General features: G+C 72.4%; 21 protein-coding genes. 9 read left to right on the top strand and 12 right to left on the bottom strand.

Annotated features, from left to right (window positions below):
- Window positions 1-45: 45 nt before the first annotated feature.
- The gene (locus ACFZ8E_RS01860) at window positions 46-597 is read right to left on the bottom strand and encodes a PAS domain-containing protein (protein WP_147844284.1); all 552 of its coding nucleotides are present in this window, start codon (window positions 595-597) and stop codon (window positions 46-48) included.
- A gap of 142 nt (window positions 598-739) precedes the next feature.
- Window positions 740-1,399 carry a TlpA disulfide reductase family protein gene (locus ACFZ8E_RS01855; RefSeq protein ID WP_405044308.1) on the bottom strand — a complete coding sequence of 220 codons (660 nt, stop codon included), beginning with the start codon at window positions 1,397-1,399 and terminating at the stop codon, window positions 740-742.
- Window positions 1,400-1,545: 146 nt separating this feature from the next.
- On the opposite strand from ACFZ8E_RS01855, the gene argH reads away from it, so the two are divergent.
- The 3 genes from argH to ACFZ8E_RS01840 all read left to right on the top strand — a co-directional run bounded on the left by argH (window position 1,546) and on the right by ACFZ8E_RS01840 (window position 4,154).
- The gene (argH, locus tag ACFZ8E_RS01850; protein ID WP_244030021.1) at window positions 1,546-2,937 is read left to right on the top strand and encodes an argininosuccinate lyase; all 1,392 of its coding nucleotides are present in this window, start codon (window positions 1,546-1,548) and stop codon (window positions 2,935-2,937) included.
- Between the two features lie 95 nt (window positions 2,938-3,032).
- Window positions 3,033-3,317 carry a hypothetical protein gene (locus ACFZ8E_RS01845; protein ID WP_147729634.1) on the top strand — a complete coding sequence of 95 codons (285 nt, stop codon included), beginning with the start codon at window positions 3,033-3,035 and terminating at the stop codon, window positions 3,315-3,317.
- A gap of 150 nt (window positions 3,318-3,467) precedes the next feature.
- Entirely contained in the window at window positions 3,468-4,154 is a 687-nt protein-coding gene (locus ACFZ8E_RS01840; RefSeq protein WP_187274900.1) for an invasion associated locus b family protein, read from the top strand.
- Window positions 4,155-4,177: 23 nt separating this feature from the next.
- On the opposite strand, the gene ACFZ8E_RS01835 is transcribed toward ACFZ8E_RS01840, so the two are convergent.
- Both ACFZ8E_RS01835 and ACFZ8E_RS01830 read right to left on the bottom strand, forming a co-directional pair.
- Entirely contained in the window at window positions 4,178-4,498 is a 321-nt protein-coding gene (locus ACFZ8E_RS01835) for a hypothetical protein (RefSeq protein ID WP_243937044.1), read from the bottom strand.
- 394 nt (window positions 4,499-4,892) lie between these two features.
- Window positions 4,893-5,591, bottom strand: a complete 699-nt coding sequence (locus tag ACFZ8E_RS01830; protein WP_405041841.1) for an HAD family hydrolase — start codon at window positions 5,589-5,591, stop codon at window positions 4,893-4,895.
- 132 nt (window positions 5,592-5,723) lie between these two features.
- Here ACFZ8E_RS01830 and ACFZ8E_RS01825 point away from each other — a divergent pair, with 132 nt between their 5' ends.
- The 3 genes from ACFZ8E_RS01825 (at window position 5,724) to ACFZ8E_RS01815 (ending at window position 8,367) form a co-directional block, all read left to right on the top strand.
- On the top strand, window positions 5,724-6,044 hold the full coding sequence (locus ACFZ8E_RS01825) for a PetM family of cytochrome b6f complex subunit 7 (RefSeq protein ID WP_147728517.1): 321 nt from the start codon (window positions 5,724-5,726) through the stop codon (window positions 6,042-6,044).
- 82 nt (window positions 6,045-6,126) lie between these two features.
- A complete protein-coding gene (gene msrA / locus ACFZ8E_RS01820) occupies window positions 6,127-6,783 on the top strand; it encodes a peptide-methionine (S)-S-oxide reductase MsrA (protein ID WP_405044307.1) in 657 nt (218 codons plus the stop codon).
- Window positions 6,784-7,227: 444 nt separating this feature from the next.
- Window positions 7,228-8,367 (top strand): acyltransferase, encoded by a 1,140-nt coding sequence (locus tag ACFZ8E_RS01815; protein WP_147728518.1) that lies wholly within the window; start codon window positions 7,228-7,230, stop codon window positions 8,365-8,367.
- Window positions 8,368-8,466: 99 nt separating this feature from the next.
- On the opposite strand, the gene ACFZ8E_RS01810 is transcribed toward ACFZ8E_RS01815, so the two are convergent.
- The 5 genes from ACFZ8E_RS01810 to ACFZ8E_RS01790 form a co-directional block, all read right to left on the bottom strand.
- The gene (locus ACFZ8E_RS01810; protein ID WP_243951652.1) at window positions 8,467-9,627 is read right to left on the bottom strand and encodes an acetyl-CoA C-acyltransferase; all 1,161 of its coding nucleotides are present in this window, start codon (window positions 9,625-9,627) and stop codon (window positions 8,467-8,469) included.
- Between the two features lie 282 nt (window positions 9,628-9,909).
- Entirely contained in the window at window positions 9,910-10,218 is a 309-nt protein-coding gene (locus ACFZ8E_RS01805; protein WP_243951653.1) for a hypothetical protein, read from the bottom strand.
- Window positions 10,219-10,404: 186 nt separating this feature from the next.
- Window positions 10,405-11,757: an acetyl-CoA carboxylase biotin carboxylase subunit gene (gene accC / locus ACFZ8E_RS01800; RefSeq protein ID WP_147729490.1), complete on the bottom strand. Its 1,353-nt coding sequence runs from the start codon at window positions 11,755-11,757 to the stop codon at window positions 10,405-10,407.
- Between the two features lie 57 nt (window positions 11,758-11,814).
- Window positions 11,815-12,285, bottom strand: coding sequence for an acetyl-CoA carboxylase biotin carboxyl carrier protein (accB, locus tag ACFZ8E_RS01795; RefSeq protein WP_405041840.1), 471 nt, complete (start codon window positions 12,283-12,285; stop codon window positions 11,815-11,817).
- 148 nt (window positions 12,286-12,433) lie between these two features.
- Window positions 12,434-13,168: a DsbA family protein gene (locus ACFZ8E_RS01790; protein WP_147729710.1), complete on the bottom strand. Its 735-nt coding sequence runs from the start codon at window positions 13,166-13,168 to the stop codon at window positions 12,434-12,436.
- A 215-nt stretch (window positions 13,169-13,383) separates the two neighbouring features.
- Here ACFZ8E_RS01790 and ACFZ8E_RS01785 point away from each other — a divergent pair, with 215 nt between their 5' ends.
- Both ACFZ8E_RS01785 and ACFZ8E_RS01780 read left to right on the top strand, forming a co-directional pair.
- A complete protein-coding gene (locus tag ACFZ8E_RS01785) occupies window positions 13,384-14,040 on the top strand; it encodes a DUF1345 domain-containing protein (protein ID WP_243937057.1) in 657 nt (218 codons plus the stop codon).
- A 70-nt stretch (window positions 14,041-14,110) separates the two neighbouring features.
- Window positions 14,111-15,265 (top strand): pyridoxal phosphate-dependent aminotransferase, encoded by a 1,155-nt coding sequence (locus tag ACFZ8E_RS01780; protein WP_405041839.1) that lies wholly within the window; start codon window positions 14,111-14,113, stop codon window positions 15,263-15,265.
- A gap of 20 nt (window positions 15,266-15,285) precedes the next feature.
- On the opposite strand, the gene ACFZ8E_RS01775 is transcribed toward ACFZ8E_RS01780, so the two are convergent.
- On the bottom strand, window positions 15,286-16,548 hold the full coding sequence (locus tag ACFZ8E_RS01775; RefSeq protein WP_405041838.1) for a methyl-accepting chemotaxis protein: 1,263 nt from the start codon (window positions 16,546-16,548) through the stop codon (window positions 15,286-15,288).
- A 283-nt stretch (window positions 16,549-16,831) separates the two neighbouring features.
- Window positions 16,832-19,984 carry an Rne/Rng family ribonuclease gene (locus ACFZ8E_RS01770; protein WP_405041837.1) on the bottom strand — a complete coding sequence of 1,051 codons (3,153 nt, stop codon included), beginning with the start codon at window positions 19,982-19,984 and terminating at the stop codon, window positions 16,832-16,834.
- Between the two features lie 749 nt (window positions 19,985-20,733).
- Here ACFZ8E_RS01770 and ACFZ8E_RS01765 point away from each other — a divergent pair.
- Window positions 20,734-22,086: a transposase gene (locus ACFZ8E_RS01765; RefSeq protein ID WP_405041836.1), complete on the top strand. Its 1,353-nt coding sequence runs from the start codon at window positions 20,734-20,736 to the stop codon at window positions 22,084-22,086.
- Window positions 22,087-22,111: 25 nt separating this feature from the next.
- Here ACFZ8E_RS01765 and ACFZ8E_RS01760 read toward each other — a convergent pair.
- A protein-coding gene (locus tag ACFZ8E_RS01760) for an IS5 family transposase (RefSeq protein ID WP_405041835.1) occupies window positions 22,112-22,917 on the bottom strand; the annotation gives its coding sequence in 2 pieces (ribosomal slippage) (window positions 22,112-22,587 and window positions 22,587-22,917; 807 coding nt in all).
- Window positions 22,918-23,043 lie beyond the last annotated feature (126 nt).

Below are 23,043 nucleotides of genomic sequence, written 5' to 3'. Positions count from 1 at the left end.
GCATCGTCCTCACGCGAGCCGGAATCCGCCGCGCGCGACGAGGCTCTAATGCAGGTTCGAGCCGTCCTGCGCGGTGGCGGAGGCCCGGACGAGCTCGCGGCCGACCTCGTGCAGGGCGACCTCGACCGCGGCCAGCGCGCAGGTGCCGCCGCCCTGCATGATCAGCGCGTGCGCGGTGATCAGGTGGTCGGCGACCAGCTCCAAGACCGAGCGCGGCTCGGAATCCGCCACCGGCGACGGCAGGGTGAAGCGGCCGAGCGACCCGGTCGCCGTGCTCTTGGGCGGCGGCGACGCGAGCCGGCTGATGGAGCCGAAGAAGCCGAGGAAGGTCCGCTCGGGCGGCCCGAAGGACGGCACCGCGCCGGCCACGACCCAGGTCGCCCGCCCGTCCGGCGACAGCAGGCGATAGCGCACGGTGAACTCGCTGCGGGCGACGCTCGCCTCGGCGACCACGGTCCGCACGACGGCGAGGTCGTCCGGATGGATGACCTTGCTCCATCCCTGTTGCGATACGTCTTCGATCTGCTGACCGGTCAGAACAGTCCATTCATCACTGAGATAGACCACCTTTCCGGCTGCATCCGTTACGAAGATCATGGCCCAACCTCGGCTATAGCCGAGCTATGGCGCAGGGTCCGGCCTCAGGCAATCGGGCATCGCGGCAAATCATCCGCCGGCCCCCGGCTTCGCGCCTTGCCTTAAAGTCCAATGGACAGCGCGCCCGCGCTCCGAAGCGGGCTCAGGACGTGCGCCCGAGGGCCGCCCGGATCAGCGCGAGCCCGTCCGGGCTCGACCATTCGGCCGGCCCCTTCATCACGCCGATGGTGCAGCCGGCGGGGTCGACCAGCAGGGTCGTCGGCAGGCCGGGCGAGCCGGTGTCGCGCTGCACCGCCGGCAGCACGCGGCCGCCGGGATCGGCGTAGTAGGCCAGCCGCGCGATGCCGTTGTCCCGCATCCAGACCGGCGGCCTGTCGAGGTTGCGCGTGTCGAGGTTGATCGCGACCACCGCGAAATCCTTGCCGCCGAGCGCGGCCTCGAGCCGGTCGAGGGCCGGCATCTCGGCCTTGCACGGCGCGCACCACGTCGCCCACAGGTTCAGGAGGACGAGGCGGCCGCGGAAATCCGAGAGCCGCAGGTCGGCCTCCCCTCCCCCGTCCTTCCCTCCGTTGCCCGGCCCCTTGAACGCGATGTCGGGTGCCGGCCGGGCCTTCTCGGGCGCCTGCATCGCCGCGACGTCCCCGCGGGCGGCGGCGTCGACCCGGGCCACCGCCGCGGCCGAGGCGGCACAGGGCGCGGGGGCGTTGCCGGGCCCCGCACCGGTCCCGTATAGGGCGAGGCCGGCGGCCAAGGCGGTGACGAGGCCGGCGCCGATCGCGGCGCCCATCAATCGTCCAGGCATCATCGTTGCGTACCCCAGAGCATTTTCGAGCGCGGCGGATGCCGGCGCGCGTGAAGAGAATGCGACCACACGAGAGGCGGGCGCATTCCCCGTGATCGCGGGATCACGGGGAATGCTCGAGCGCGAGCGGAAGGATCGGGAAGACCATGAGCAACCGGATGTGGGGCGGACGCTTCGCGAGCGGCCCCGCCGAGATCATGGAGGAGATCAACGCCTCCATCGGATTCGACAAGCGCCTCGCCCCCCAGGACATCCGCGGCTCGCTGGCGCATGTCGCGATGCTGGGCGCCCAGGGCATCCTGCCGACCGACGATGTGGCAGCCATCGAGGGCGGCCTCAAGGCCGTGCAGGCGGAGATCGAGTCCGGCGGCTTCGTGTTCAAGCGCGAGCTCGAGGACATCCACATGTCGGTCGAGAGCCGGCTGACCGAGATCGTCGGCCCGGCCGCCGGGCGCCTGCACACCGCGCGCTCGCGCAACGACCAGGTCGCCACCGACATGAAGCTGTGGGTGCGCGACACCCTCGACAACCTCGACGCGCAGGCCGCCGGGCTGCAGCGGGCGCTGGCGGAGAAGGCGCTGGCCCATGCCGGCACGGTGATGCCGGGCTTCACCCACCTGCAATCGGCCCAGCCGGTCACCTTCGGGCACCATTGCCTCGCCTATGTCGAGATGCTGGCGCGCGACCGCGGCCGTTTCCGCGATGCGCGCGCCCGGCTCAACGAGTGCCCGCTGGGCGCGGCCGCGCTCGCCGGCACCTCGTTCCCGATCGACCGGCACGCCACGGCCGCGGCGCTGGGCTTCGACCGCCCGACGGCGAACTCCCTCGATTCCGTCGCCGACCGCGACTTCGCCCTCGAATCGCTCTCGGCCGCCTCGATCTGCGCGATCCACCTCTCGCGCTTCGCCGAGGAGCTGGTGGTGTGGACCTCGGCGCAGTTCGACTTCGTCAAGCTGTCGGACGGGTACACCACCGGCTCGTCGATCATGCCGCAGAAGCGCAACCCCGACGCGGCGGAGCTGGTGCGGGCCAAGAGCGGGCGCATCGTCGGCGCGCTGATGGGCCTGCTCACGGTGATGAAGGGCCTGCCGCTGGCCTATTCGAAGGACATGCAGGAGGACAAGGAGGGCACCTTCGACGCGCTGCAGGCGCTGTCGCTGTGCCTGGCCGCGATGACCGGCATGGTCCGCGACCTCGAGCCGAACGCGGAGGTCCTCGCGCGGGCCGCGGGCTCCGGCTACAGCACCGCGACCGACCTCGCCGACTGGCTGGTGCGCGAGCTCGGGCTGCCGTTCCGCCAGGCGCACCACGTCACCGGCCGCCTCGTCGGCATGGCCTCGGCCAAGGGCGTCGGGCTGGAGGCACTGTCGCTGCCCGAGATGCAGGAGGCGGAGCCGCAGATCACGCAGGCGGTCTACGCGGTGCTGGGCGTCGCGAACTCGGTGGCGAGCCGGGTCAGCTTCGGCGGCACCGCCCCGGCCAACGTCCGCGCGCAGGCCGAGGGCTGGCTCACGCGGCTCGCGGAGCCGGCTGCCTGAAAATGGTGCACAGCAACCGAAAGCCGCCTGGCGCGTTCACGGTCTAGCTAGGTAAGCCCTGCTACAGCGGCGCAAGCGCATCGGAGACCGCGAGCATGCCCGTCGAGAGTTGGACGAAGCCGGAAGAGACCCCGGCACTCGCCGCCACCGCCACCGCGATGATCGACGCGGCCCTCGTCGGCTCCGGCCTCGCGCGCGACGCCTACTGGGCCGCCGTGCGCAAGGGCTACAACACGCCCTACAACGATCCCCAGCCCAAGCCGGCCCCCGCGCCGACCGCGCCGCAACCCCCGGTGCGGATCGACCTCGGCGAGGCGCCGGCTCTGCCGGTCGCGGCGATGGCGGCCCAGAACGCCGCCGCCGAGATCCACGCCGGCTGACGGCGCCGGGCGGCGCCGATCCGGGCGGCCCGAGACCCCATCTTGCCGAAGCGGCGCGCAGGCTTCATGACTCCCGCGTCCGGTGCCGGTGTCGCGCCGACCGAGCCCTCGGCGCGCCCGGCGCGCCGGCCAGCCGACCGGGAAGTGACGATGCGTTCAGCCCTCTGCCTGCTCCCGCTCGGCGCGCTCGCGCTGACGTGCCTGCTGCCCGCCGGCAGCGCACCGACGGTTGCGCGGCTGCTCGGGATCTCGGCGGCCTCGGCGCAGGAGGCGGAGGCGCCGGCCGCCGCCTCCCACCGCCGCCGCCGGGGCGGCCGCGAGCGGACGCCGAAGGAAGCGCCGACGCCGCCCGGCATGCAGCAGGCGACGCCGGTGGCGATCTTCGGCGACTGGAACGTGTTCGCCAGCGGCCAGGGCAAGACCCGCCTGTGCTACGCCATCGCCCAGCCGCAGACCCGCTCTCCGGCGACGCTCAAGCGCGACACCGCCTACCTGTTCGTCACCGTGCGCAAGGGCGAGAACGTCCAGAATGAGATCGCGGTGATGCTCGGCTTCCCGTCCAAGCCCGCGGCCGCCCAGGCCAGGCCCGGCGCCGCCGCCGCCCCGAGCGACCCGGCGATCACCCTGGGCAGCGCCCGCTACGGCCTCGTGGTGAAGGACGGCAACGCCTGGCTCCAGAACCCCTCGGAGGAGGCCCGCGTCGTCTCCGAGATGAGCGGCCGGGTGCCCAAGCTCCTGGTCAAGACCATCTCGATGCGCGGCCGGCCGACCAGCGACGAGTACGCGCTGGCCGGTTTCGGCGAGGCGATGAAGCGCACCCGCGAGGAGTGCAAGTAAGGGGGGAGGAAGGGTAGCCCCCCTCAGACCGCGGCCGGCCTGCCCCCGCCCGGTCGGGCGCCCGACACCCGGGTGCGGGCCCGGAACCGCTCGCGGGCGGCGCGGGCGGCCTGCTCGGTGCTGCGGAACACCGTGCCGTCGAGCTCGTCGAAGGCACGGGCCGAGGAGAAGAAGCGCACCCCGCCGGGCTCGGGCACGGCGATGCCGGCGGCGATCTCGCCCACCTCGATGATCCGGGTCGGCGGCGGCTCCGCGTGCAGGCGGTTGCGGGCGCGCTGGGTCAGGTGGTCGGCGAACAGGTCGTGCGTCGGGGCGGCCTGCGCGGCCGGATGAAGCTGTGGCATGACGGATGTCTCCCGGGGCCGGTCGCGATGCCGGCGGTGCTGGGCGGTCGGATCGTCTGTCGGCGCGCGAACGTCAGCCGCGACAGCAACCACGAGGCCGGCGCATACGCGCGCCGTGCACGGGGAGAGCGGGGGTCGAGGGGTATCGGATCACGGTAGGAGTCCTCCTGACGTTGAAGGACCGCAGGACGGCGTCGTCCGGCAGTGCTTTAGCGTTTGATGACGCGGCGCAAGCGATGCTCCTCAAATCACCGCGGTCGGCGATGCTTGGCATCGCCCGACCTCGCTAAGATGGAGATCTGCCGGCGCGGCGTCAAAGGAAGCCGTTTCCGTTTTTTTGCAGTTTTCGGGCACAAACCCGCGCCGCCGTCCCGGGCGGCAGCCCGATCCTGCCTCAGCCCTGCGCGCCGATCGCCGCCAGGCTCGCGGCGAGGTCGCGGTGGTCGCGATAGACCCGCGCGGCCCCGGCCGCGAGCAGGTCGGCCCCGTCGCGGTCGTGGCCCCAATGGCCGCCGCCGGTGAAGCCGAGCACCCGCATCCCGGCCGCCCGCGCGGCGGTGACGCCGGGCACGCTGTCCTCGATCACCAGGCAGGCGTTGGGCGAGACCCCCATCCGGGCGGCGGCGTGCAGGAACAGGTCGGGAAACGGCTTGCCGCGGGCGACCTCGACCGCCGAGTAGATCCGCCCGTCGAACAGCGGCAGCAGGCCGGTGAGGCCGAGCGAGTGGCGCAGCCGCACGGGATCGCTGCTCGAGGCGACGCAGGTCGGCAGCGAGAGGGCGGCCACCGCCTCGGCGATCCCGGCCATGGCGCGCAGCTCCGCGTCGAAGATCGCCAGGGTCTCGGCCTTCACCGCCGCGACGAACCCATCGGGCGCCGTGACGCCGTAGTCGCGCGCGACGTGGCCCATGATCGAGGCCATGGAGGTGCCGGCGAAGCGCGCCCGCACGGTCTCGACGTCGATCGCGACGCCGATGCGGTTGAGCCCGGCGGTGAGGCAGGCGAGGCTCAGGGGCTCGCTGTCCACCAGAACGCCGTCGCAATCGAAGATGACGAGGGCCGGCGGCACCGGGGCCTGTACGCGGATGGTCACGGGTGGTCGGTTCCTGTCGCCGGGGCCGCCCCTGTGGCACGGCGGGCGCGGGCGCGGCAACCGCTTGCGCGGCGGGGGCGGGGCTCGTACGCCCTCCGGACCGGCCGACGCGCGTGCTCCCGAGACCCGACGATGTTCCGTTTCCTCCTGCGCCTCCTCGGCTTCGTGCTGCTGGCCGGCGGCTTCGTGGCCCTGGTCTACGACGGCGCCCGCTCGGTCGCCAACAACGGCCTGCGGATCACGCCGCTGAGCGAATTGCTGTTCACGCTGTTCAAGGACAAGGCGAGCGCGCTCCAGGCCACGGTCGAGGGCGTGGCGCCGTGGCTGTGGAACCTCGCGGTGCTGCCGCTCACCCTGGCGCCGGCCTCACTGCTCGGCCTCGGCCTCGGCGCGGTGCTGCTCTGGCTCGGGCAGCCGGCGCGCGAGCCGATCGGGTTCCTCACGCGCTCCTGAGGCGACCGGCCGCTTCATCAACCGGGCGGGCGACCCCATATACGGGTTTGACGCGAACCCGCCGCCCGAAGGATGCCCGATGCTGCAGATGTTCCGCAAGAAGGCCGAGATGCCGAGCCCGGCCGACGCGCTGCCCGGCCGCCCCGATCCGCTGCCGACCTCCGAGACCCACTTCGTCAACGGCAACCCGCTCAAGGGCCCGTACCCGCCGGGCACCGAGACGATCGGCCTCGGCTTCGGCTGCTTCTGGGGCGCCGAGCGCAAGTTCTGGCAGCTGCCCGCGGGCGTGTTCGTCACGGCGGTGGGCTACCAGGGCGGGTACACCCCGAACCCGACCTACGAGGAGGTCTGCTCCGGCCGCACCGGGCACAACGAGGTCGTGCTGGTCGCCTTCGATCCGGCGGTGCTGCCGCTCGAATCCGTGCTCAAGACCTTCTTCGAGAGCCACGACCCGACGCAAGGGTACCGCCAGGGCAACGACGTCGGCACGCAGTACCGGTCCGGCATCTACCTCACCGATCCCGCGCAGGAGTCGACGGCCAAGGCCGTGCGCTCGGCCTACGCCGCCGCGCTGAAGGCCCGCGGCTTCCCGGACGTCACCACCGAGATCGTCTCCGGCCAGACCTTCTACTTCGCCGAGGCCTACCACCAGCAGTACCTGGCCAAGAACCCGGCCGGCTATTGCGGCCTCGGCGGCACGGGCGTCGCCTGCCCGATCGGGACCGGCGTGGCGGCCTAGCCTCCCGCAAACGCTAGCGGCCGAACGCGGACCGCGCATCGCGTTCGGCTTCGGTCGCCGCCGACCCCGCCTCGCAGGGCCGCGGCCGCGAGGCGGGCGCTCCGCCAAGCCGGCGTCCTCGGGCGACGAAGCCTTGCGTTGACGATGCCGCGCGGACCTTCGCCCGACGGCCGGGCTCCCCGATCGAGGACGACCGCTCCGGCGTTCGATCGGACCTATCGGGCTCGATGTGCGTCTCTGGTCGGATCCGGTTCGCCTTCCTGCCTGCCTCGACGATCCCGCCTCAGGTGTCTTGCGCCGATCCACGGCGAATCCTGCCGATCGTCGAGCCTCCGCGGGGCACCCGTCGCGTCGCCGGCCGGCCTTTAACCAAGCCCTTCGAAGCGGCTTGTCGAGACTCGGACCGCCTGCAATCGTCGCCGCGCCCTGCATCCGAGGGCGAACGTGATCGATGCCGTCATGCGCCGCCTCCACTGCATCGATTCGATCCGCGGCTTAGCCGCCTTGGCGGTGATCTACGCCCATACCGTCGAATTCGGTCTCAGGGCTCAGCTCGGGCCGTCTCCGCTGGAGCGAGACCTGCTCGGGCACCTGACCGCGTATCTCGACGTCGGCAAGATCGCGGTCACGCTGTTCTTCGCCGTCTCCGGCTTCGTCGTCCCGTTCTCGCTCTTCAAGCCGAGCCGCCGACCGGTCCTGGCCTTCGCCGTCTCGCGGTTCTTCCGCCTCTATCCCGCCTACTGGCTCTCGATCCCGTGCGGCCTGCTCGTCCTGTTCGTGTGGGCCGGCCGCGACGTGCCGAACCTGCTCGTGCCGGCCAACATGACCATGCTGCAGCAGTTCCTCGGCGTGGAGAACATCATCGGCCTGTATTGGACGCTCCAGATCGAGCTGATCTTCTACGCCATCTGCGTGGGGCTGTTCGTCATCGGTCGCCTCGACGACCGCACGGGTGCCGTGGTCTGCGCGCTCTCGCTCATCGCGGCCGCCGTCGTCCTGGCCGGCCTGCGCTTCCATCTGGAACGCAAGTTCCCCGTGGCGGTGCCGCTCTCGCTCGCCGTGATGTTCTGGGGCCTGTGCCTGCGCTACCATGTCTTCGAGCAGCGGGCGGGCTGGGGCTCCGCATCGGCCCTGGTGACGGCGGCGCTGATCCTCGCCGTGCCACTGGTGTCCGTGCTCGCCTACAATCGCGACATGGGTTTTCACGAGAGCTGGGTGAAGTACGTCATCACCTACTGGCTGGCGATGGCGCTCTTCGCGCTCCTCGCCGTGAAGGTCAGGATCGAAGGACGGGTCTTCGTCGGCCTCGGTGCGATCAGCTATTCGATCTACCTGTTCGGGCCCGTGGTCCAGGTCGTGCTCGAGCACGCGCTGGCGGGATACGAGCCGGTCGTCCCGGTCCACGTCTTCGCCGCGGCGACCGCGCTCGTGACCGTCGGCGTCGCGACGCTGATGTATCGATGGATCGAGAGGCCGGCGATCGCGCTGGGCCGCCACGTCGTGCACCGGTTCGGCGACCGACCCCGCCTCGGGGAATCGGCGGTCGCCGTTGCGGCCGCCCCGAACCGTCGGCTCGCCGGCTAGCACCCTTTTTGCGATCCTCGTATCACGGAACGAGCACCGGCTCATGGCGTGGTCGCATTGTCGTCACGCGAGGCGGTATCCGCCACGCTCGACCCTGCTTCAGGACGTCCGCTCCACCGCGATCGCCGTCGCCTCGCCGCCGCCGATGCAGAGCGCGGCGATGCCGCGGCGGCCTCCGGTGCGGGCGAGCGCGGCCAGCAGCGTCACCACGATGCGGGCGCCCGAGGCGCCGATCGGGTGGCCGAGGGCGCAGGCGCCGCCGTGGACGTTGACGCGGTCGGGCTGCAGGTCGAGGTCGCGCATCGCGGCCATGGCCACCACCGCGAAGGCCTCGTTGATCTCGTAGAGGTCGACGTCGCCGGCCCGCCAGCCGACCTTGTCGAGCAGCTTGCCGATCGCGCCGATCGGCGCGGTCGAGAACCAGGCCGGCGCCGCGGCGTGGCTCGCGTGCCCGCGGACGATGCCCAGCGGCGCGACGCCGCCGCGCTCGGCCTGCGACCGGCGCATCAGCACCAGGGCCGCCGCCCCGTCCGAGATCGACGAGGCGTTGGCCGCCGTCACCGTGCCGTTGGGCCGGAAGGCGGGCTTGAGGGTCGGGATCTTCTCGGGCCGGGCCCGGCGCGGGCCCTCGTCGGTCGCGGCCCCGCCGACGGGGACGATCTCGTCGGCGAAGGCGCCCTCCGCCGTCGCGCGGGTGGCGCGGGCCAGCGATTCGAGGGCGTAGGCGTCCTGCGCCTCCCGCGTGAACTGGTAGGCTTGCGCGGTGTCCTCGGCGAAGGTGCCCATCAGGCGGCCGCGATCGTAGGCGTCCTCCAGCCCGTCCAGGAACATGTGGTCGAGCATGCGCCCGTGGCCGAGGCGCTGGCCGCCCCGCGCCTTGTCGAGGAGGTAGGGCGCGTTCGACATCGATTCCATGCCGCCCGCCACCACGGTCCCGGCCGAGCCCGCCGCGATCATGTCGTGGCCGAGCATCAGCGCCTTCATGCCCGAGCCGCAGACCTTGTTCAGGGTCGCGCACGGGGTCGCCTCGGACAGGCCGGCCCCGAGCGCCGCCTGGCGCGCCGGCGCCTGGCCGAGGCCCGCCGGCAGGACGCAGCCCATCACCACCTCGGACACGCCGTCGGCGGGAAGCCCGGCCCGCGCCACCGCCGCGCGGATCGCCGCGGCGCCGAGCTCCGGGGCCGCCACGCGCGCCAGCTCCCCCTGGAACGCGCCCATCGGCGTGCGCGCCGCCCCCGCGATCACGATCGGATCGGACATCGTCGCCTCCCGTGCCGGCCTTCGCCTGATGCGGCCATTCCAGTCCGGCGGCGGTGGGATGTCCAGCCTGGGTGGTGCGGCGGGCTTGCGCTGCCCACCGCGCCGGCCGTCATGCGTCCGCGTCGCGGCCGGAAACAACGCAGGTCCCCTCTCCCGTGCGGGAGAGGGGGCCGGTCGGCGCCTCGAACGATCTGTCCGGGTCGCCGCAGCGAAGGATGGGAAAACGAAAAGGCCGGCTCCCTTCCGGGAACCGGCCTCGCGATCCGCGACGGGCGGAGCGATTCAGCGGGCGGGGCCGCCCGAGGTCGCGCCGGCGTTGGGGGCCATCTTGTTGGTCTGGTCGGCGTTGCCGCCCTTGGCGGAGTCGACGGCACCGGCACCGGGGGTCGCGCCCATCGCGCCGGCCGGGCGGGTGGCGGTGCTGCCGGTGGTCATCGCGCCGCCGGCGCCGGGTACCGTGTCGCGCGGGCCGCCGGTGGTCTGGCCGGCCTGGGGCACGGCGCGCGAGGGCTGGCCGACGTTGCCGGCATCCTGGGCGAGGGCGGGGCCTGAGATCAGGGCGCCGACGAGGGCGAGGGATGCGAGGCGCATGGAGATCCGTTTCGATGGCGTGCGATGGGACCTAGCAACGGGCGGCGGGCGCTTCCGTTCCGGTTCCACCGGCCGACGCCCCGCATCGCATCCGGATCATCCCCGCGGGATCCTGGATTCGGGCCCGGCTCGAGCCCCGCGCGGGCCTGCGGAAGACCGGTTTCGTGCCGATCCGCCGCGACGAGATCAGGCGTCGAGGCCGCCCCCCTCCAGGAAATGCTCGAGCCAGTGGATGTCGTAGGCGCCGTTCTGGACGTCGGGGTTGCGCACCAGGGTGCGGAACAGCGGCAGCGTGGTGTCGACGCCGTCGATGACGAACTCGTCGAGCGCCCGGCGCAGGCGCATCAGGCACTCGTTGCGGGTGCGGCCGTGGACGATGAGCTTGCCGATCAGCGAATCGTAGTGCGGCGGCACGCGGTAGCCCTGGAAGGCGGCCGAGTCGACGCGCACGCCGAGGCCGCCGGGCGGGTGGTAGTAGGTGATGAGGCCGGGCGAGGGCCGGAAGGTCGCCGGGTGCTCGGCGTTGATGCGGCACTCGATGGCGTGCCCCTCGACCTTGATGTCGCCCTGCGCCACCGACAGGGCGCCGCCGGCCGCGACCCGGATCTGCTCGATCACGAGGTCGATGCCGGTGATCATCTCGGTGACGGGATGCTCCACCTGGATCCGCGTGTTCATCTCGATGAAGTAGAACCGCCCGTCCTCGTACAGGAACTCGACGGTGCCGGCGCCGAGGTAGCCGAGCTTGCGCATCGCGTCGGCGCAGATCTCGCCGATCTCGGCCCGCATCGCCTCGTTGAGCGCGGGCGAGCCGCCCTCCTCCCAGACCTTCTGGTGCCGGCGCTGGAGCGAGCAGTCGCGCTCGGCCAGGTGCACCGCGCCGCCGCGGCCGTCGCCCAGCACCTGCACCTCGATGTGGCGCGGGTTGGTGAGGTACTTCTCCAGGTAGACCGCGTCGTCGCCGAACGCCGCCTTGGCCTCGGAGCGGGCCATGCCGAGCGCTTGGCTCAGCTCGGCTTCCGAGCGCGCCACCTTCATGCCGCGCCCGCCGCCGCCGGCCGCCGCCTTGACCAGCACCGGGTAGCCGATCTCGGCCGCGACGCGCTTGGCCTCCTCCGGGTCCTCGATGCCGCCGTCGGAGCCGGGCACGCACGGGATGCCGAGCTTGAGCGCGGTGCGCTTGGCCTCGATCTTGTCGCCCATGATCCGGATGTGCTCGGCCTTGGGGCCGATGAAGCCGATCTCGTGGTGGGCCAGCACCTCGGCGAAGCGCGCGTTCTCCGAGAGGAAGCCGTAGCCGGGATGGACCGCGTCGGCGCCGGTGATCTCGCAGGCGGCGATGATCGAGGGGATGTTGAGGTAGCTGTCGCGGGCGGCCGGCGGGCCGATGCAGACGCTCTCGTCGGCGAGCCGCACGTGCATCGCGTCGGCGTCGGCCGTCGAGTGTACCGCCACGGTCTTGATGCCGAGCTCCTTCGACGCCCGGAGGATGCGAAGCGCAATCTCGCCGCGGTTGGCGATCAGGATCTTGTCGAACATGGCAGGGGCGCTTTCGAGCGGAGGGTGCGCGGTTCGGGTGGGGACAGGCGCGCCCGACTACTCGATGACGATCAGGGCTTCGCCGTACTCGACCGGCTGCCCGTCCTCGACGAAGATCGCGGCCACCGTGCCGGCGCGGGGCGCGACGATCTCGTTGAAGGTCTTCATCGCCTCGATCAGCAGCAGCTTGTCGCCGACCTCGACCCGGGAGCCGACCTCGACGAAGGCCTTCGCCTCGGGCGAGGGGCGCAGGTAGGCGGTGCCGACCATCGGCGACGGCACGGCGCCGGGATGGGTCTTGCCGCGCTCGGGGGCGGCGCCGGGGCCGGGGCTCGGCACGGGCGCGAGCGCCGCCGGGGCCGCCATCGCGGCGGGCGCGGCCACCTGGACGCTCACGGGCTCGAGCCGGCGGACGACGCGGATGCGCAGATCCCCCTTCTCGACCTCGATCTCGGACAGGCCGGTCTCGGTGACGAGGTTGGCGAGCTCGCGCACGAGATCGGCATCGATGGGGTCGTGCTTGGACATCGGGCCTGTCTTCTGGGGGCTTGACCTGGGATTGGGGTGACCGCCGCGGCGGCGCCGATCCGCCGGCGCGGCCGCGCGACCGGGGCCCGGATCCCGCGAAGGCGCCGGTCTTAGACGACCGGGCGCGTTCGCGACACCCTTTCTCGCCTCAGCAGGAGGCGTGGCCGCACTGGCGGACGTCGGCGATGGTCTTGCGGATTGGGTCGACGCCGACGGCGCCGGGGATGATCTCGTCGCCGATGATGAAGGCGGGCGTGCCGGACAGGCCGAGCTTGTCGCCGAGGCCGCGGTTCTCGGTGAGCGCCGCCTTCACCTCGGGGCCCTGGGCGTCCTTCTGCAGCCGGGCCACGTCGAGCCCCATCGCCTTGGCGACGTCGAGGGCCTTGGCGCCGTTCGCCCGGCCCTTGGATTCGAGCAGCTTCTGGTGGAACTCGAACAGCTTGTCGCCCTTGAGCTGCTGCTTGGCGGCGAGCGCGATCTGGCTGGCCTCGAGCGATTCCGGGCCGAGCACCGGGAAATCCTTGATCACCACGCGCAGCTTCGGATCGGCCTTGATCAGCGCCTGCACGTCGCCGAGCGCCTTGCGGCAATAGCCGCAATTGTAGTCGAAGAACTCGATCATCGTGACGTCGCCCGCCGGGTTGCCGGCGACGACGTCGTGCGGGCTGTCGAGCAGCGCCTTCTGCGATTCCTTGAGCGCGGCGGCCTGGGCCAGGCGCTGGGTCTCGGCCTGGCGCTTCTCGCCCTCAGCGATCGCCTCCTGCAGCACGTCGGGGTTCTTGATCAAGTAGTCCTTGACGATCGCCTCGATCCCGGCGCGCTGCGCATCGGTGAAGGGCGCGGCCGGCGCGGTCTGCGCCCGGGCCGGGAGGCCGAGGGGCATGGCCAAGGGAACGGCCAAGGGGACGGCGAGCAGCAGCGCGCGGCGGGAGGCCGAGAGGAAACGGGAGAGAGGCATACGTCCTCGCTGGGCGGGCGCGGCGGGCGGGCCGGACCGGGGTCTGGCCGGTCCGCTATCGGCCGGGTTAGGCGTTTTCACGGCGGCGGGTCAAATCCTGTCGTGCCCGATCGAAGTTTCTCCCGCGAGGCGTCACGCCGATGATCAATCCCATCCGGGCCTTCCGGCTCCGCCCGCGCCTGCTCGCGGCGTTCGGCATCATGGCCGCGGGCGCGCTGCTGATGCCGGGCGCCGACCTCGTCACCCGCCTGCTCGCCGGCTGGTGCGCCGGGATCGTGGCCTACGCGGTGCTGATCGTCCACCAATCCACCGGGCAGTCGCGCGACGCCCTGCGCCTGCAGGCGTCGCGCCTCGACGACAGCGCGGCCCTGGTGACGGTGTTCACCCTGCTCGCGGCCGCGGCGAGCTTCGCCGCCGTCGGCGTGCTGGTGCTCGGCGGCAAGGCGAGCGGCGCCGGCAAGGTCTTCGACCTGACGCTCGCCGGGGCGACCGTGCTGTGCACCTGGGCCTTCGTGCAGCTCGTCTTCACGATCCACTACGCCCACGTCTACTACGGCGACGACGCGCCCGGCGAGAGCCGCGGCGGCCTCGACTTCCACGGCGACGACGCCCCCGACTTCTGGGACTTCCTGTACTTCACCGTCACCATCGGCGCGGCGGCGGCCACCTCGGACACCAACATCACCAGCAAGCGCATGCGCCGGATCGCCACCGTGCAGACGGTCTACGCCTACCTGTTCAACACCGGCGTGCTGGCGCTCGCCGTCAACATGGCGGCGGGGTTCGTCGGGCATTGAGGGGGGTTGCGCAGCATCGCCGACCCGTCCGAGGGCTGACCCGCGGCCGCCGCCCGGGTACAAGCGTCCGATGATCCCCATCTCCCGCCGTGCCGCCGCCGTCGCGCCCTTCCTCGCCATGGACGTGATGGCCGCCGCCGCCGGGAAGGCGCGCGCCGGCGAGGACGTGGTGCGGATGGAGGTCGGGCAGCCCTCGGCGCCGGCGCCGCGGGCGGTGATCGCCGCCGCGCAGCGCGCGCTCGAGGGCGGCCGGGTGCCCTACACCGAGGCCCTGGGGATGCCGGAGCTGCGCGCGCGCATCGCGCGGGACTACCGCGAGCGTTACGGCATCGCGGTGGCGCCGGAGCGGGTCGTGGTCACCACCGGCTCGTCGGCCGGCTTCATCCTGGCGTTCCTGAGCCTGTTCGACGCCGGCGCCCGCGTCGGCGTGCCCCAGCCGGGCTACCCGGCCTATCACAACATCCTCGCGGCCCTCGACCTGGTGCCGGTGCCGATGCGGCTCCGCGCGGCCGACCGCTACGCCCCCACCGCTGCGCTGCTGCGGGAGACCCATGCCGCGCACGCCCTCTCGGGCGTTCTGGTGATGAGCCCGGCCAACCCCTCGGGCACGGTGATCGGCGAGGCGGCGCTGGCGGAGCTGTGCGCGGCGGCGCGGGCGCTCGGCCTGCCCTTCGTCTCCGACGAGATCTACCACGGGCTCGGCTACGGCGTGCCGACGACGACCGCCCTGCGGTTCGACCCGGACGCGATCGTGATCAACTCGTTCTCGAAGTACCACTGCATGACCGGCTGGCGCGTCGGCTGGATGGTGGTGCCCGACGCCCTCGTGCGCCCGATCGAGCGGCTGGCCCAGCACCTCTACATCTCGGCGCCCACCCTCTCGCAGGTCGGCGCGCTCGCCGCCTTCGACGCCACCGAGGAACTCGACGCGGTGCGCGACGGCTACGCCCGCAACCGCGCGATCCTGCTCGACGCGTTCCCGGGCCTCGGCCTCGGGCGGACGCATCCGGTCGACGGCGCGTTCTACCTCTACGCGGACGTGGCCCGCCTCACCAACGACGCCTCCGCCTTCTGCCGGCGGATGCTCGACGAGGCCGGCGTGGCGGCCACCCCCGGCCTCGACTTCGACCGGGAGGCCGGCCACCACCACGTCCGGTTCTCCTTCGCCGGCTCGGAGGCCGAGTGCCGGGAAGCGGTGCGGCGCCTGCGAACCTGGCTGGCGTGAGCGTGGCGCGGACGCCCCGGTCAGGCCGCCAGGACGGCGGCGTCCGCGACCGAGGCGGCGGCCAGCGCCGTCGCGGTCGCCGCCTCGAAGGCCTGGAAGGCGGCGGTCGCGGCGGTCCAGTCCTGCGCCTTCACCCCGGCGCAGAGGGCAGCCGCGCGGGCGGCGGCATCGGCGACGCCGGCGCGGACGCCGGCGGGCAGGATCGGATCGACGGTGATCGTCATCATGCCGGTATGCGGCACCGCGCCGATCAGCACCGAGGCGAGGCGGCGCTTCCAGGCGGCGCAGTCGGCCGGCAGGCGGGCGAGGGCGAGGGTGAGCGGGTCGCCGTCCATGCGGTCGAGCAGGGTGCGGCTCATCGCTTCGAGCGCCTCCAGCTGGCCGATCGCGTCCTGGATCTCGCCGCGGGACTTCTCGGTGCCGGCGGCGATCCGGCCGACATTGGTCGCGATCTCGCCGGTGGCGAGGATCTGCTGCTCCATCACCTCGGCCATCGCCCGCATCTCCGAGGCGGCCTCGGCGACCGCCGCGCTCTCCGCCTCGACGCGGGCGTTGGCGCGGTCCATCACCTCGGAGCCCGCCGCGACCGCGGCGCGGCTGTGGCCGACCGCGGCGTGCATCGCCGACAGCTCCGTCTGGAGCGCGGAGAGCCGCGCGCGGATCTCGTCGGTGGCGCGGGCGGTCTGGCCCGACAGCGCCTTCACCTCGCCGGCGACGACGGCGAAGCCCCGCCCCGCCTCGCCGGCGCGCGCCGCCTCGATGGTGGCGTTGAGCGCCAGCAGGTTGGTCTGGGCCGAGATCGAGGCGATCGCGGTCGCCATCTCCTCGATCCGCCGCGCGGCCGCCGCGAAGCCTTCGAGGCGCCCGCCGATCTCGGACGTGCCGACCTGGATCTCCTGCATCCGCTCGCCGGCCTGGCGCATGTCGGCCGCGCAGACCACGATGCCCTCGCGCGCACGCTCGGCCGTCTCGGCCGAGGTCTGCGAGCGGGCGGCGATCTCGCTGGTCGAGGCGGCCAGTTCCTCGCTCGCCGCCGCGATCAGCCGGGCCTGGTCGGCGACCTGGGCGGAATCGTGGGTGAGCCAGCCGATCGAGGTCCCGGCCGAGGAGGCCGCGGCCGACAGGCGCCCGGGCAGCCGCAACGTCTCGGGGTCGGCCGGCGGCGCGAGCGGCGCGGGAGCCTCGTCGGCGACGCGGTCGAGGACGGCGGGGGCAACGCTGGCGGGAGCGACTACCGAAAGGGCCGGCCTTTCAGTCCTGGCTTTGCGGAAGTAGCTCAACATCGATTGTGTCCCCTGCCGTAAAGCTTCAACCTAAGATGGAATAGGTCAATAAGGGGTTTAGACCGGGCGCGTTTGCTCGGAGAGCGGCCGACATTCGGCTGTTCCCGGGACCTCGACCCGTTGCCGTGGGCCGTGGGGCTTGCCCGGCGCGACCGGCGGCGGCGGACGCAGGAACGGCGCTCCACCCGGCCGCCCGCGGCCGATTGGTGTCCATTCCCAAAAAATTCGGCTCACGACACGGGGTGTCGTGAGCCGGATCCGGTTCAGCCCGTCTCGCGCAGGCTCATTCGCCGGTGAGCGCCGCCTTGGTGCGCGACCACCAGCCGGCCCGCTTCGGCCGGTCGGGATCGGACGGCTCGCTGAGCACCACCGCCACCGGCTCCGGAGCCCGTGCGGGGGCTGCGGGCGCGGGCTCCTCGGCGGCGGCCGGCTCGGGGGAAGGCTGCGCCGGGGCTTCGGCGGGCGGCGCCTCCACCGGGCTCGAGACCGGCAGCTCGACCGCGGTCTCGACGGGCGGCACGGCCGCGGCGATCGCCTCGGCGACGGCCTCGGCGCTCACCGGCTGCTCCGGCTGCAGCTCGGCGATCGGATCGCCGGCCTCGTCGGGCGACGCGTCGGCTTCGAACGCGGCGCCTTCGGACAGGAGGGCCTCGGACAGTGTGGCCTCGCCGCCGTCCCGGCCGCGGCCCTCGGCGCGGCCGCGGCCGCCCCGACGTCCCCGGCGCCGGCGCCGGCCGCCGGCATCCTCCTCGCCGTCGGCCGGCGCCGCGGACTCGCGGGCCTGCGCCTCGGCGGGCTCGGCGTCGCCGCCCTCCGTGGCCTCGCCTTCGTTGATATCGCCCGGGATGGCGTCGCCCTCGGCGTCCTCGTCGCCCGCCTCGGCGCCGGCCTGCGCGCCGCGCTCGGCCTCGCCGCCCTCGGGCCGGCCGCCGCGCTTGCGCCGGCGACGCCGGCGGCGGCGCTGGCCGTCGCCCTCGTCCGACTTCTCCGAGCGCTCGGCACCGGCCTCGCGCGCATCCTCGGCCTCGTCGTCCGCATCGGCCTCGCCGAGGGCGTCCTGCGCGAGCGCCTCCTCGGCGGTCTCGTCCTCGGCCTCCTCGAAGCCGTCGTCCTCCTCGATCTCGGAGATCGGCGAGATCGCCACGGCGCGGATCCCGGTGACCGGGCCCTCGGCGCGCTGGGCCGGCTCGCCGCGATCGAGCTGGTAGGCCGTGGTGGCGCCGAGCCGCTCGTCGGCGGCGATCGTCACGCTGACGCCGAAGCGCATCTCGAGCTCGTGCAGGTGCCCGCGCTTCTGGTTGAGGATGTAGAGCGCCACCTCGGTGCGGGTGCGCAGGATCAGGTTGTGGCTCGACGCCTTGAGCAGCGCCTCCTCGATCGCCCGCAGGATGTGCAGCGCGACCGACGCGGTGGCGCGCACGAAGCCCGATCCGCCGCAATGCACGCACGGGATCGACGAGGATTCGAGCACGCCGGTGCGGATGCGCTGGCGGCTCATCTCCATCAGGCCGAAGGGCGAGATCCGCCCGACCTGGATGCGGGCGCGGTCGTTCTTCAGGCAGTCGTTGAGCTTCTTCTCGACCGCGCGGTTGTTGCGCTTCTCCTCCATGTCGATGAAGTCGATCACCACCAGGCCGGCGAGGTCGCGCAGGCGCAGCTGGCGGGCGACCTCCTCGGCCGCCTCCATGTTGGTGCGAAGCGCCGTGTCCTCGATGTCGTGCTCGCGGGTCGAGCGCCCGGAATTCACGTCGATCGAGACCAGGGCCTCGGTCGGGTTGATCACGAGGTAGCCGCCGGACTTCAGCGTCACGTGGGTCGAGAACATCGCGTCGAGCTGCTGCTCGACGCCATGCTTGGCGAAGATCGGCGTCGGGTCGCGATAGGGCTTCACCACCTTCGCCTGCTGCGGCATCAGCATCCGCATGAAGTCGCGCGCTTCCGCGTAGGCCGCCTCGCCCGAGACCAGGACCTCGTCGAGGTCCTTATTGTAGAGGTCGCGGATCGCCCGCTTGATCAGCGAGCCCTCCTCGTAGACCAGCGCCGGCGCGGTCGAGGACAGGGTCAGCTCGCGCACGCTCTCCCACAGCCGCATCAGGTATTCGAAGTCGCGCTTGATCTCCGGCATGGTGCGCGAGGCGCCCGCCGTGCGCAGGATCACGCCCATGCCGTCGGGCACCTCCAGCGCCTGGGCGGTCTCCTTGAGGCGCTTGCGGTCGGCGGCCGAGGTGATCTTGCGGGAGATCCCGCCGCCGCGGCCGGTGTTCGGCATCAGCACCGAGTAGCGGCCGGCGAGCGACAGGTAGGTGGTGAGCGCCGCGCCCTTGGTGCCGCGCTCTTCCTTGACGACCTGCACCAGGATGATCTGGCGGCGCTTGATCACCTCCTGGATCTTGTAGTGGCGGCGGTGGCTGCGCGGGCGCTCTGGCAGCTCGCCGAGCGCGTCGCCGTTGCCGCCGACCTGCGAGATCTTCGGCTCGGCGTCGGGATCCTCGTCGCCCTCGTCCTCGTCGGACTCCTCGTCGTCGCCGTCCTCGTCCTCGTCGTCCGAATCGTCGTCCTCGTCCTCGTCGTCGGACTCGTCCTCGTCGGGCTCATCCTCGGACGCCGCCGGCGCCTCGGCGACGGTGAGGCTCTCGGCCACGGCGACGATCGCCTCGGGGCGCGGCGCCGCGTCGGCGGCCTCGGGAGCGACCGCATCGCGGGGCGCGTCGGCCTCGGGCGCGTGGGCCTCCGCCGTGTCCTGCGTCTCCGCGGCGGGCTCGCCGATCGCCGTCTCGGGCAGGCTGGCGGACGCGTCGCTTCCCGGCGCGATGGCGCCCTCGGCCGGCGCCTCGCCCGACGCCGTCCCGCCGGCGTGATCCGCGCCGGACCCGGTCTCGTGCGCCGGCGCCTCGTGCACGTGCGTCTCGTGCCCTTGCGTCTCGTGCCCTTGGGCCTCGTCGTGACGGGGCTCGCCGGCCTGGGCGCCGTGCTCGTCCGCGTGCGAAGCCTCGTGCGACGTCTCGGTCGCGTGCGCGACGTCCTCGGCGCTCACGGTCTCGTCGAGCTTGGCCGCGGCGGCCTCGGCCCGGCGCCCGCGGACGCGGCGGCCGTTGTTGCGCGGCGACTTGCGGCGGCGCTCCTCGCGCTCGCGGTGCTCCTCGGCGTCGCGGGCCTCGTCCTCGAGCAGCGCCTGCCGGTCGGCGAGCGGGATCTGGTAGTAGTCGGGGTGGATCTCCGAGAAGGCGAGGAAGCCGTGGCGGTTGCCGCCGTACTCGACGAAGGCGGCCTGGAGCGAGGGCTCCACGCGCGTCACCTTGGCAAGGTAGATGTTGCCGCGAAGCTGGCGCCGGTTGGCCGCCTCGAAGTCGAATTCCTCGACCCTAGAACCGTGAACCGTGACGACCCGGGTCTCTTCCGGATGCATCGCGTCGATGAGCATCTTGTTGTTGGCCATGACGAACTTTCGACATGGCGGCGGACGTCGCTCTCCTGGGCCCGTGTCCCGGTGGAGCCTCGCCCGGCCTGAAGGCCGTCAGGGAGAGGGCTCGCGCCGGCCTCGAAACCGAGGCCGCGGGGGCTGAACTGAAGGGATTGCCGTCAACCGCCGCTCGGCGCGCGCTTCCGCTGCGCCTGGGGTTGAACCTGATCGGGGGAACGGACGGATCGGCGCGACGCGCATCGCGCACGCTGACGGCACGGGCAACGGCAATCGATGCTGTGCCTCCGTCCATCTGTATTCCCGACCTCGCGAAAACCATCTCGACCGTCCCGTCATGCCGAGGCGGCCGCGAATTCCATGAAACTCATGCGCCGGGACGAGGCCCGTCGCGTGTGCAGATCCCCGGCCGTCCAGGGCCGCAGCGGCGGAGAAGCGTCGCCGCCGAGGGCGCGCCGTCGCCCGTTCGCGGGCGTCGGCGCACAAACGATCCCGTGAGGACCGGACAGGGCCTGCCATTATTACAGATCGTCGCAGGGCTTTGGCAAGGCCGAGCCGAAACGCCGCCGGAGCGGGCCCGGCGCGGCACGGGTTTCAAAGCGGGCGGCGTGTTCGCGGCGGGCCCGGCGGCCCGCTCCGCCGGCCGCATGGTTCCGGGATCGAGCCCCTTAGCTCGACTTTGGCCATTTGCGGCGCGTGGAGTGGGCGGAGGTGACGAAGCGGGCGTGAGGGATAGGCTGGTGGCGTCCCCGCCAAGAGACACCGCCATGCTGCCCCTGCCCACCCGCTTTGCCGGGATCATCCTGGCGTTCGCGCCGCTGTTCGTCCACCGCTCCTGGCGCCATGCTCAGCTGTTGCTGATCGGCGCGATCCTGACGCCGGGGCGGCGCACGGTGACGAGCGTCCTGCGCATCATCGGCCGCGCGCAGGAGCGGCGGTTCGTGAACGTCCACCGTATCCTCAACCGAGCGGCGTGGTGCCCGCGCTCCGGCAGCCGTATCCTGCTCGGGCTCCTCGTCGATGCGTTCGCGCAACGCGGCCCCGTGGTCCTGGGACTGGACGATACGATCGAGCGCCGCCGCGGCAAGCGGATCGCGGCCAAGGGCATCTACCGTGATCCAGTTCGCTCCTCCGACAGCCATTTCGTCAAGGCGAGCGGGCTGCGCTGGATGAGCCTCATGGTGCTCGCCCCGATCCCCTGGGCGGGGCGCGTCTGGGCGCTGCCGTTCCTAACCGCGTTGGTGCCGTCAGAGCGCGCCTGTCGCGAACGGGGCCGTCGGCACAAGCCTCTGCTCGACGTCGGACGCCAACTCGCTCTCCAGGCTCGCCGCTGGCTGCGCGCACGCGACCTCGTTGTGGTGGGCGACAGCGGCTTCTCGGCCTTGCTGTTCCTCGACGCGATGCGCCGCGCTCGCATCACGGCGATCACCCGCCTGCGGCTGGATGCTGCTCTCTACGAGCCGGCCCCACCTCGGCCGCCCGGCACGATTGGACGCCCGCGGACCAAAGGCGCGCGGCTGCCGACGCTCGCCGCGATCCTCGCGGCCAAGGACACGCGCTGGCACGCGGTCGTGGTGCCCGGCTGGTACGGGGCGGGCGAGCGCACCCTTGAGATCGCCTCCGGGACCGCCGTGTGGCGGCACGGCGGTCTGCCGGTCGTGCCGATCCGATGGGTGCTGGTGCGCGATCCCGAGAGCCGCTTTGCACCGCAGGCCCTGCTCTGCACCGAACCGGTGCGCGAGCCCGCGCAGATCGTGGGGTGGTTCGTGCGGCGCTGGACCGTTGAGGTCACCTTCCAGGAAGCGCGCGCCCATCTCGGTGTCGAGACGCAGCGGCAGTGGTCGGACAAGGCCATCGCCCGCACCACGCCCTGCCTGCTCGCCCTGTTCTCGATCGTCACGCTGCTGGCTGCACGGCTCCCAGTCCGCCAACGGCAACGGATCGCGGCCGCCGCGTGGTACCCCAAACCGCGCCCGACCTTCGCCGATGCTCTGGCCGCCGTGCGCTATGCGATCTGGCGCGAGCGGACTTTGGCAACATCACCGCGCCGACGCGCCCGAACAAAACCCGGCTTCCGTTTGCCAGCGCCCTGGGCCTATGCCCTCTGCCACGCCGCATGAGTGGCCAAAGTCGAGCTTAGAGCGCCTAACAGAACCGCCTGATTTGGTTGAGGGTGATGAGACTGGCGGCGAGGTTGGTGAAGGCCTCGTAGATGTCGGCGCGGCGCTCGTAGCGTACGGGCAGGCGTCGGAAACGGTTGAACCAGGCATGGGTGCGCTCGACTACCCAACGGTGACGCCCAAGCTTCTCGCTGCTGTCGATCCCGCGCCGAGCGATGCGAGGGACGATCCCACGGGCGCGGCACTCCTGGCGACGGGCACGGGCGTCGTAGGCCTTGTCGGCATGAAGCTTGTGGGGACGGCGGCGTGGGCGACCGCGCCGGCCGCTGCCCACGGGCGGGATCGCATCGAGGGTCGGGGCCATCATCACGCTGTCGTGGCGGTTGGCCCCCGTGAAGGTCAGGCCGAAGGGCGTGCCGCGGGCATCGACGACGAGGTGGCGCTTGGTGCCCGGTTTGCCGCGATCCGTCGGGTTCGGGCCTGTGGCAGAGCCCCTTTTTTCGCCGGGACAGACGCGCTGTCCAGGCTGGCCCGGCTCCAGTCGAGCTGGCCGGCTTCGTAAAGTCGCCCCAGCAGCACCTGATGCAGGCGGGTCCAGACGCCCGCCGCCTGCCAGTCCCGCAGGCGGCGCCAGCACGTCATGCCCGAGCCACAGCCCATCTCGGCCGGCAGCATCTCCCAGGGCAATCCAGAGCGCAGCACGAACAGGATGCCTGTCAGGGCCGCCCGGTTCTTGATAGGCCGTCGACCGCCTTTCGGACGGGGTCGGGGAGGCGGAAGCAGCGGGGCGATCTCGTCCCAGAGATCGTCGGGAAGAAGTGCGCGGGCCATGAAACACCAACGCACATCAACGCTCAGGGTGCCGTTCTGTTAGGCGCTCTTAATCTCGCCGGCTTTGGAGCGCGTCCTGACGGCGTGGCCCCAGCGGCACCGCGGATGCGGCGCCCGGCCGGGGCC

The sequence above is a fragment of the Methylobacterium sp. HMF5984 genome, assembly GCF_045033435.1.
Lineage (GTDB): Bacteria > Pseudomonadota > Alphaproteobacteria > Rhizobiales > Beijerinckiaceae > Methylobacterium.
Note: the sequence above shows the minus strand (reverse complement) of the source record. Positions and strands in the feature narration are given on the sequence as shown.

Bases quoted from the DNA above. Each gene is read 5' to 3' on its own strand.
- ACFZ8E_RS01835 (WP_243937044.1), bottom strand. From the start codon at position 4,498: ATGCCACAGCTTCATCCGGCCGCGCAGGCCGCCCCGACGCACGACCTG.
- ACFZ8E_RS01770 (WP_405041837.1), bottom strand. From the start codon at position 19,984: ATGGCCAACAACAAGATGCTCATCGACGCGATGCATCCGGAAGAGACC.
- ACFZ8E_RS01840 (WP_187274900.1), top strand. From the start codon at position 3,468: ATGCGTTCAGCCCTCTGCCTGCTCCCGCTCGGCGCGCTCGCGCTGACG.
- ACFZ8E_RS01845 (WP_147729634.1), top strand. From the start codon at position 3,033: ATGCCCGTCGAGAGTTGGACGAAGCCGGAAGAGACCCCGGCACTCGCC.
- ACFZ8E_RS01825 (WP_147728517.1), top strand. From the start codon at position 5,724: ATGTTCCGTTTCCTCCTGCGCCTCCTCGGCTTCGTGCTGCTGGCCGGC.
- argH (WP_244030021.1), top strand. From the start codon at position 1,546: ATGAGCAACCGGATGTGGGGCGGACGCTTCGCGAGCGGCCCCGCCGAG.
- ACFZ8E_RS01765 (WP_405041836.1), top strand. From the start codon at position 20,734: ATGCTGCCCCTGCCCACCCGCTTTGCCGGGATCATCCTGGCGTTCGCG.
- ACFZ8E_RS01810 (WP_243951652.1), bottom strand. From the start codon at position 9,627: ATGTCCGATCCGATCGTGATCGCGGGGGCGGCGCGCACGCCGATGGGC.
- ACFZ8E_RS01780 (WP_405041839.1), top strand. From the start codon at position 14,111: ATGATCCCCATCTCCCGCCGTGCCGCCGCCGTCGCGCCCTTCCTCGCC.
- ACFZ8E_RS01855 (WP_405044308.1), bottom strand. From the start codon at position 1,399: ATGCCTGGACGATTGATGGGCGCCGCGATCGGCGCCGGCCTCGTCACC.
- ACFZ8E_RS01790 (WP_147729710.1), bottom strand. From the start codon at position 13,168: ATGCCCCTCGGCCTCCCGGCCCGGGCGCAGACCGCGCCGGCCGCGCCC.
- ACFZ8E_RS01860 (WP_147844284.1), bottom strand. From the start codon at position 597: ATGATCTTCGTAACGGATGCAGCCGGAAAGGTGGTCTATCTCAGTGAT.
- ACFZ8E_RS01775 (WP_405041838.1), bottom strand. From the start codon at position 16,548: ATGTTGAGCTACTTCCGCAAAGCCAGGACTGAAAGGCCGGCCCTTTCG.
- accC (WP_147729490.1), bottom strand. From the start codon at position 11,757: ATGTTCGACAAGATCCTGATCGCCAACCGCGGCGAGATTGCGCTTCGC.
- ACFZ8E_RS01785 (WP_243937057.1), top strand. From the start codon at position 13,384: ATGATCAATCCCATCCGGGCCTTCCGGCTCCGCCCGCGCCTGCTCGCG.
- accB (WP_405041840.1), bottom strand. From the start codon at position 12,285: ATGTCCAAGCACGACCCCATCGATGCCGATCTCGTGCGCGAGCTCGCC.
- ACFZ8E_RS01805 (WP_243951653.1), bottom strand. From the start codon at position 10,218: ATGCGCCTCGCATCCCTCGCCCTCGTCGGCGCCCTGATCTCAGGCCCC.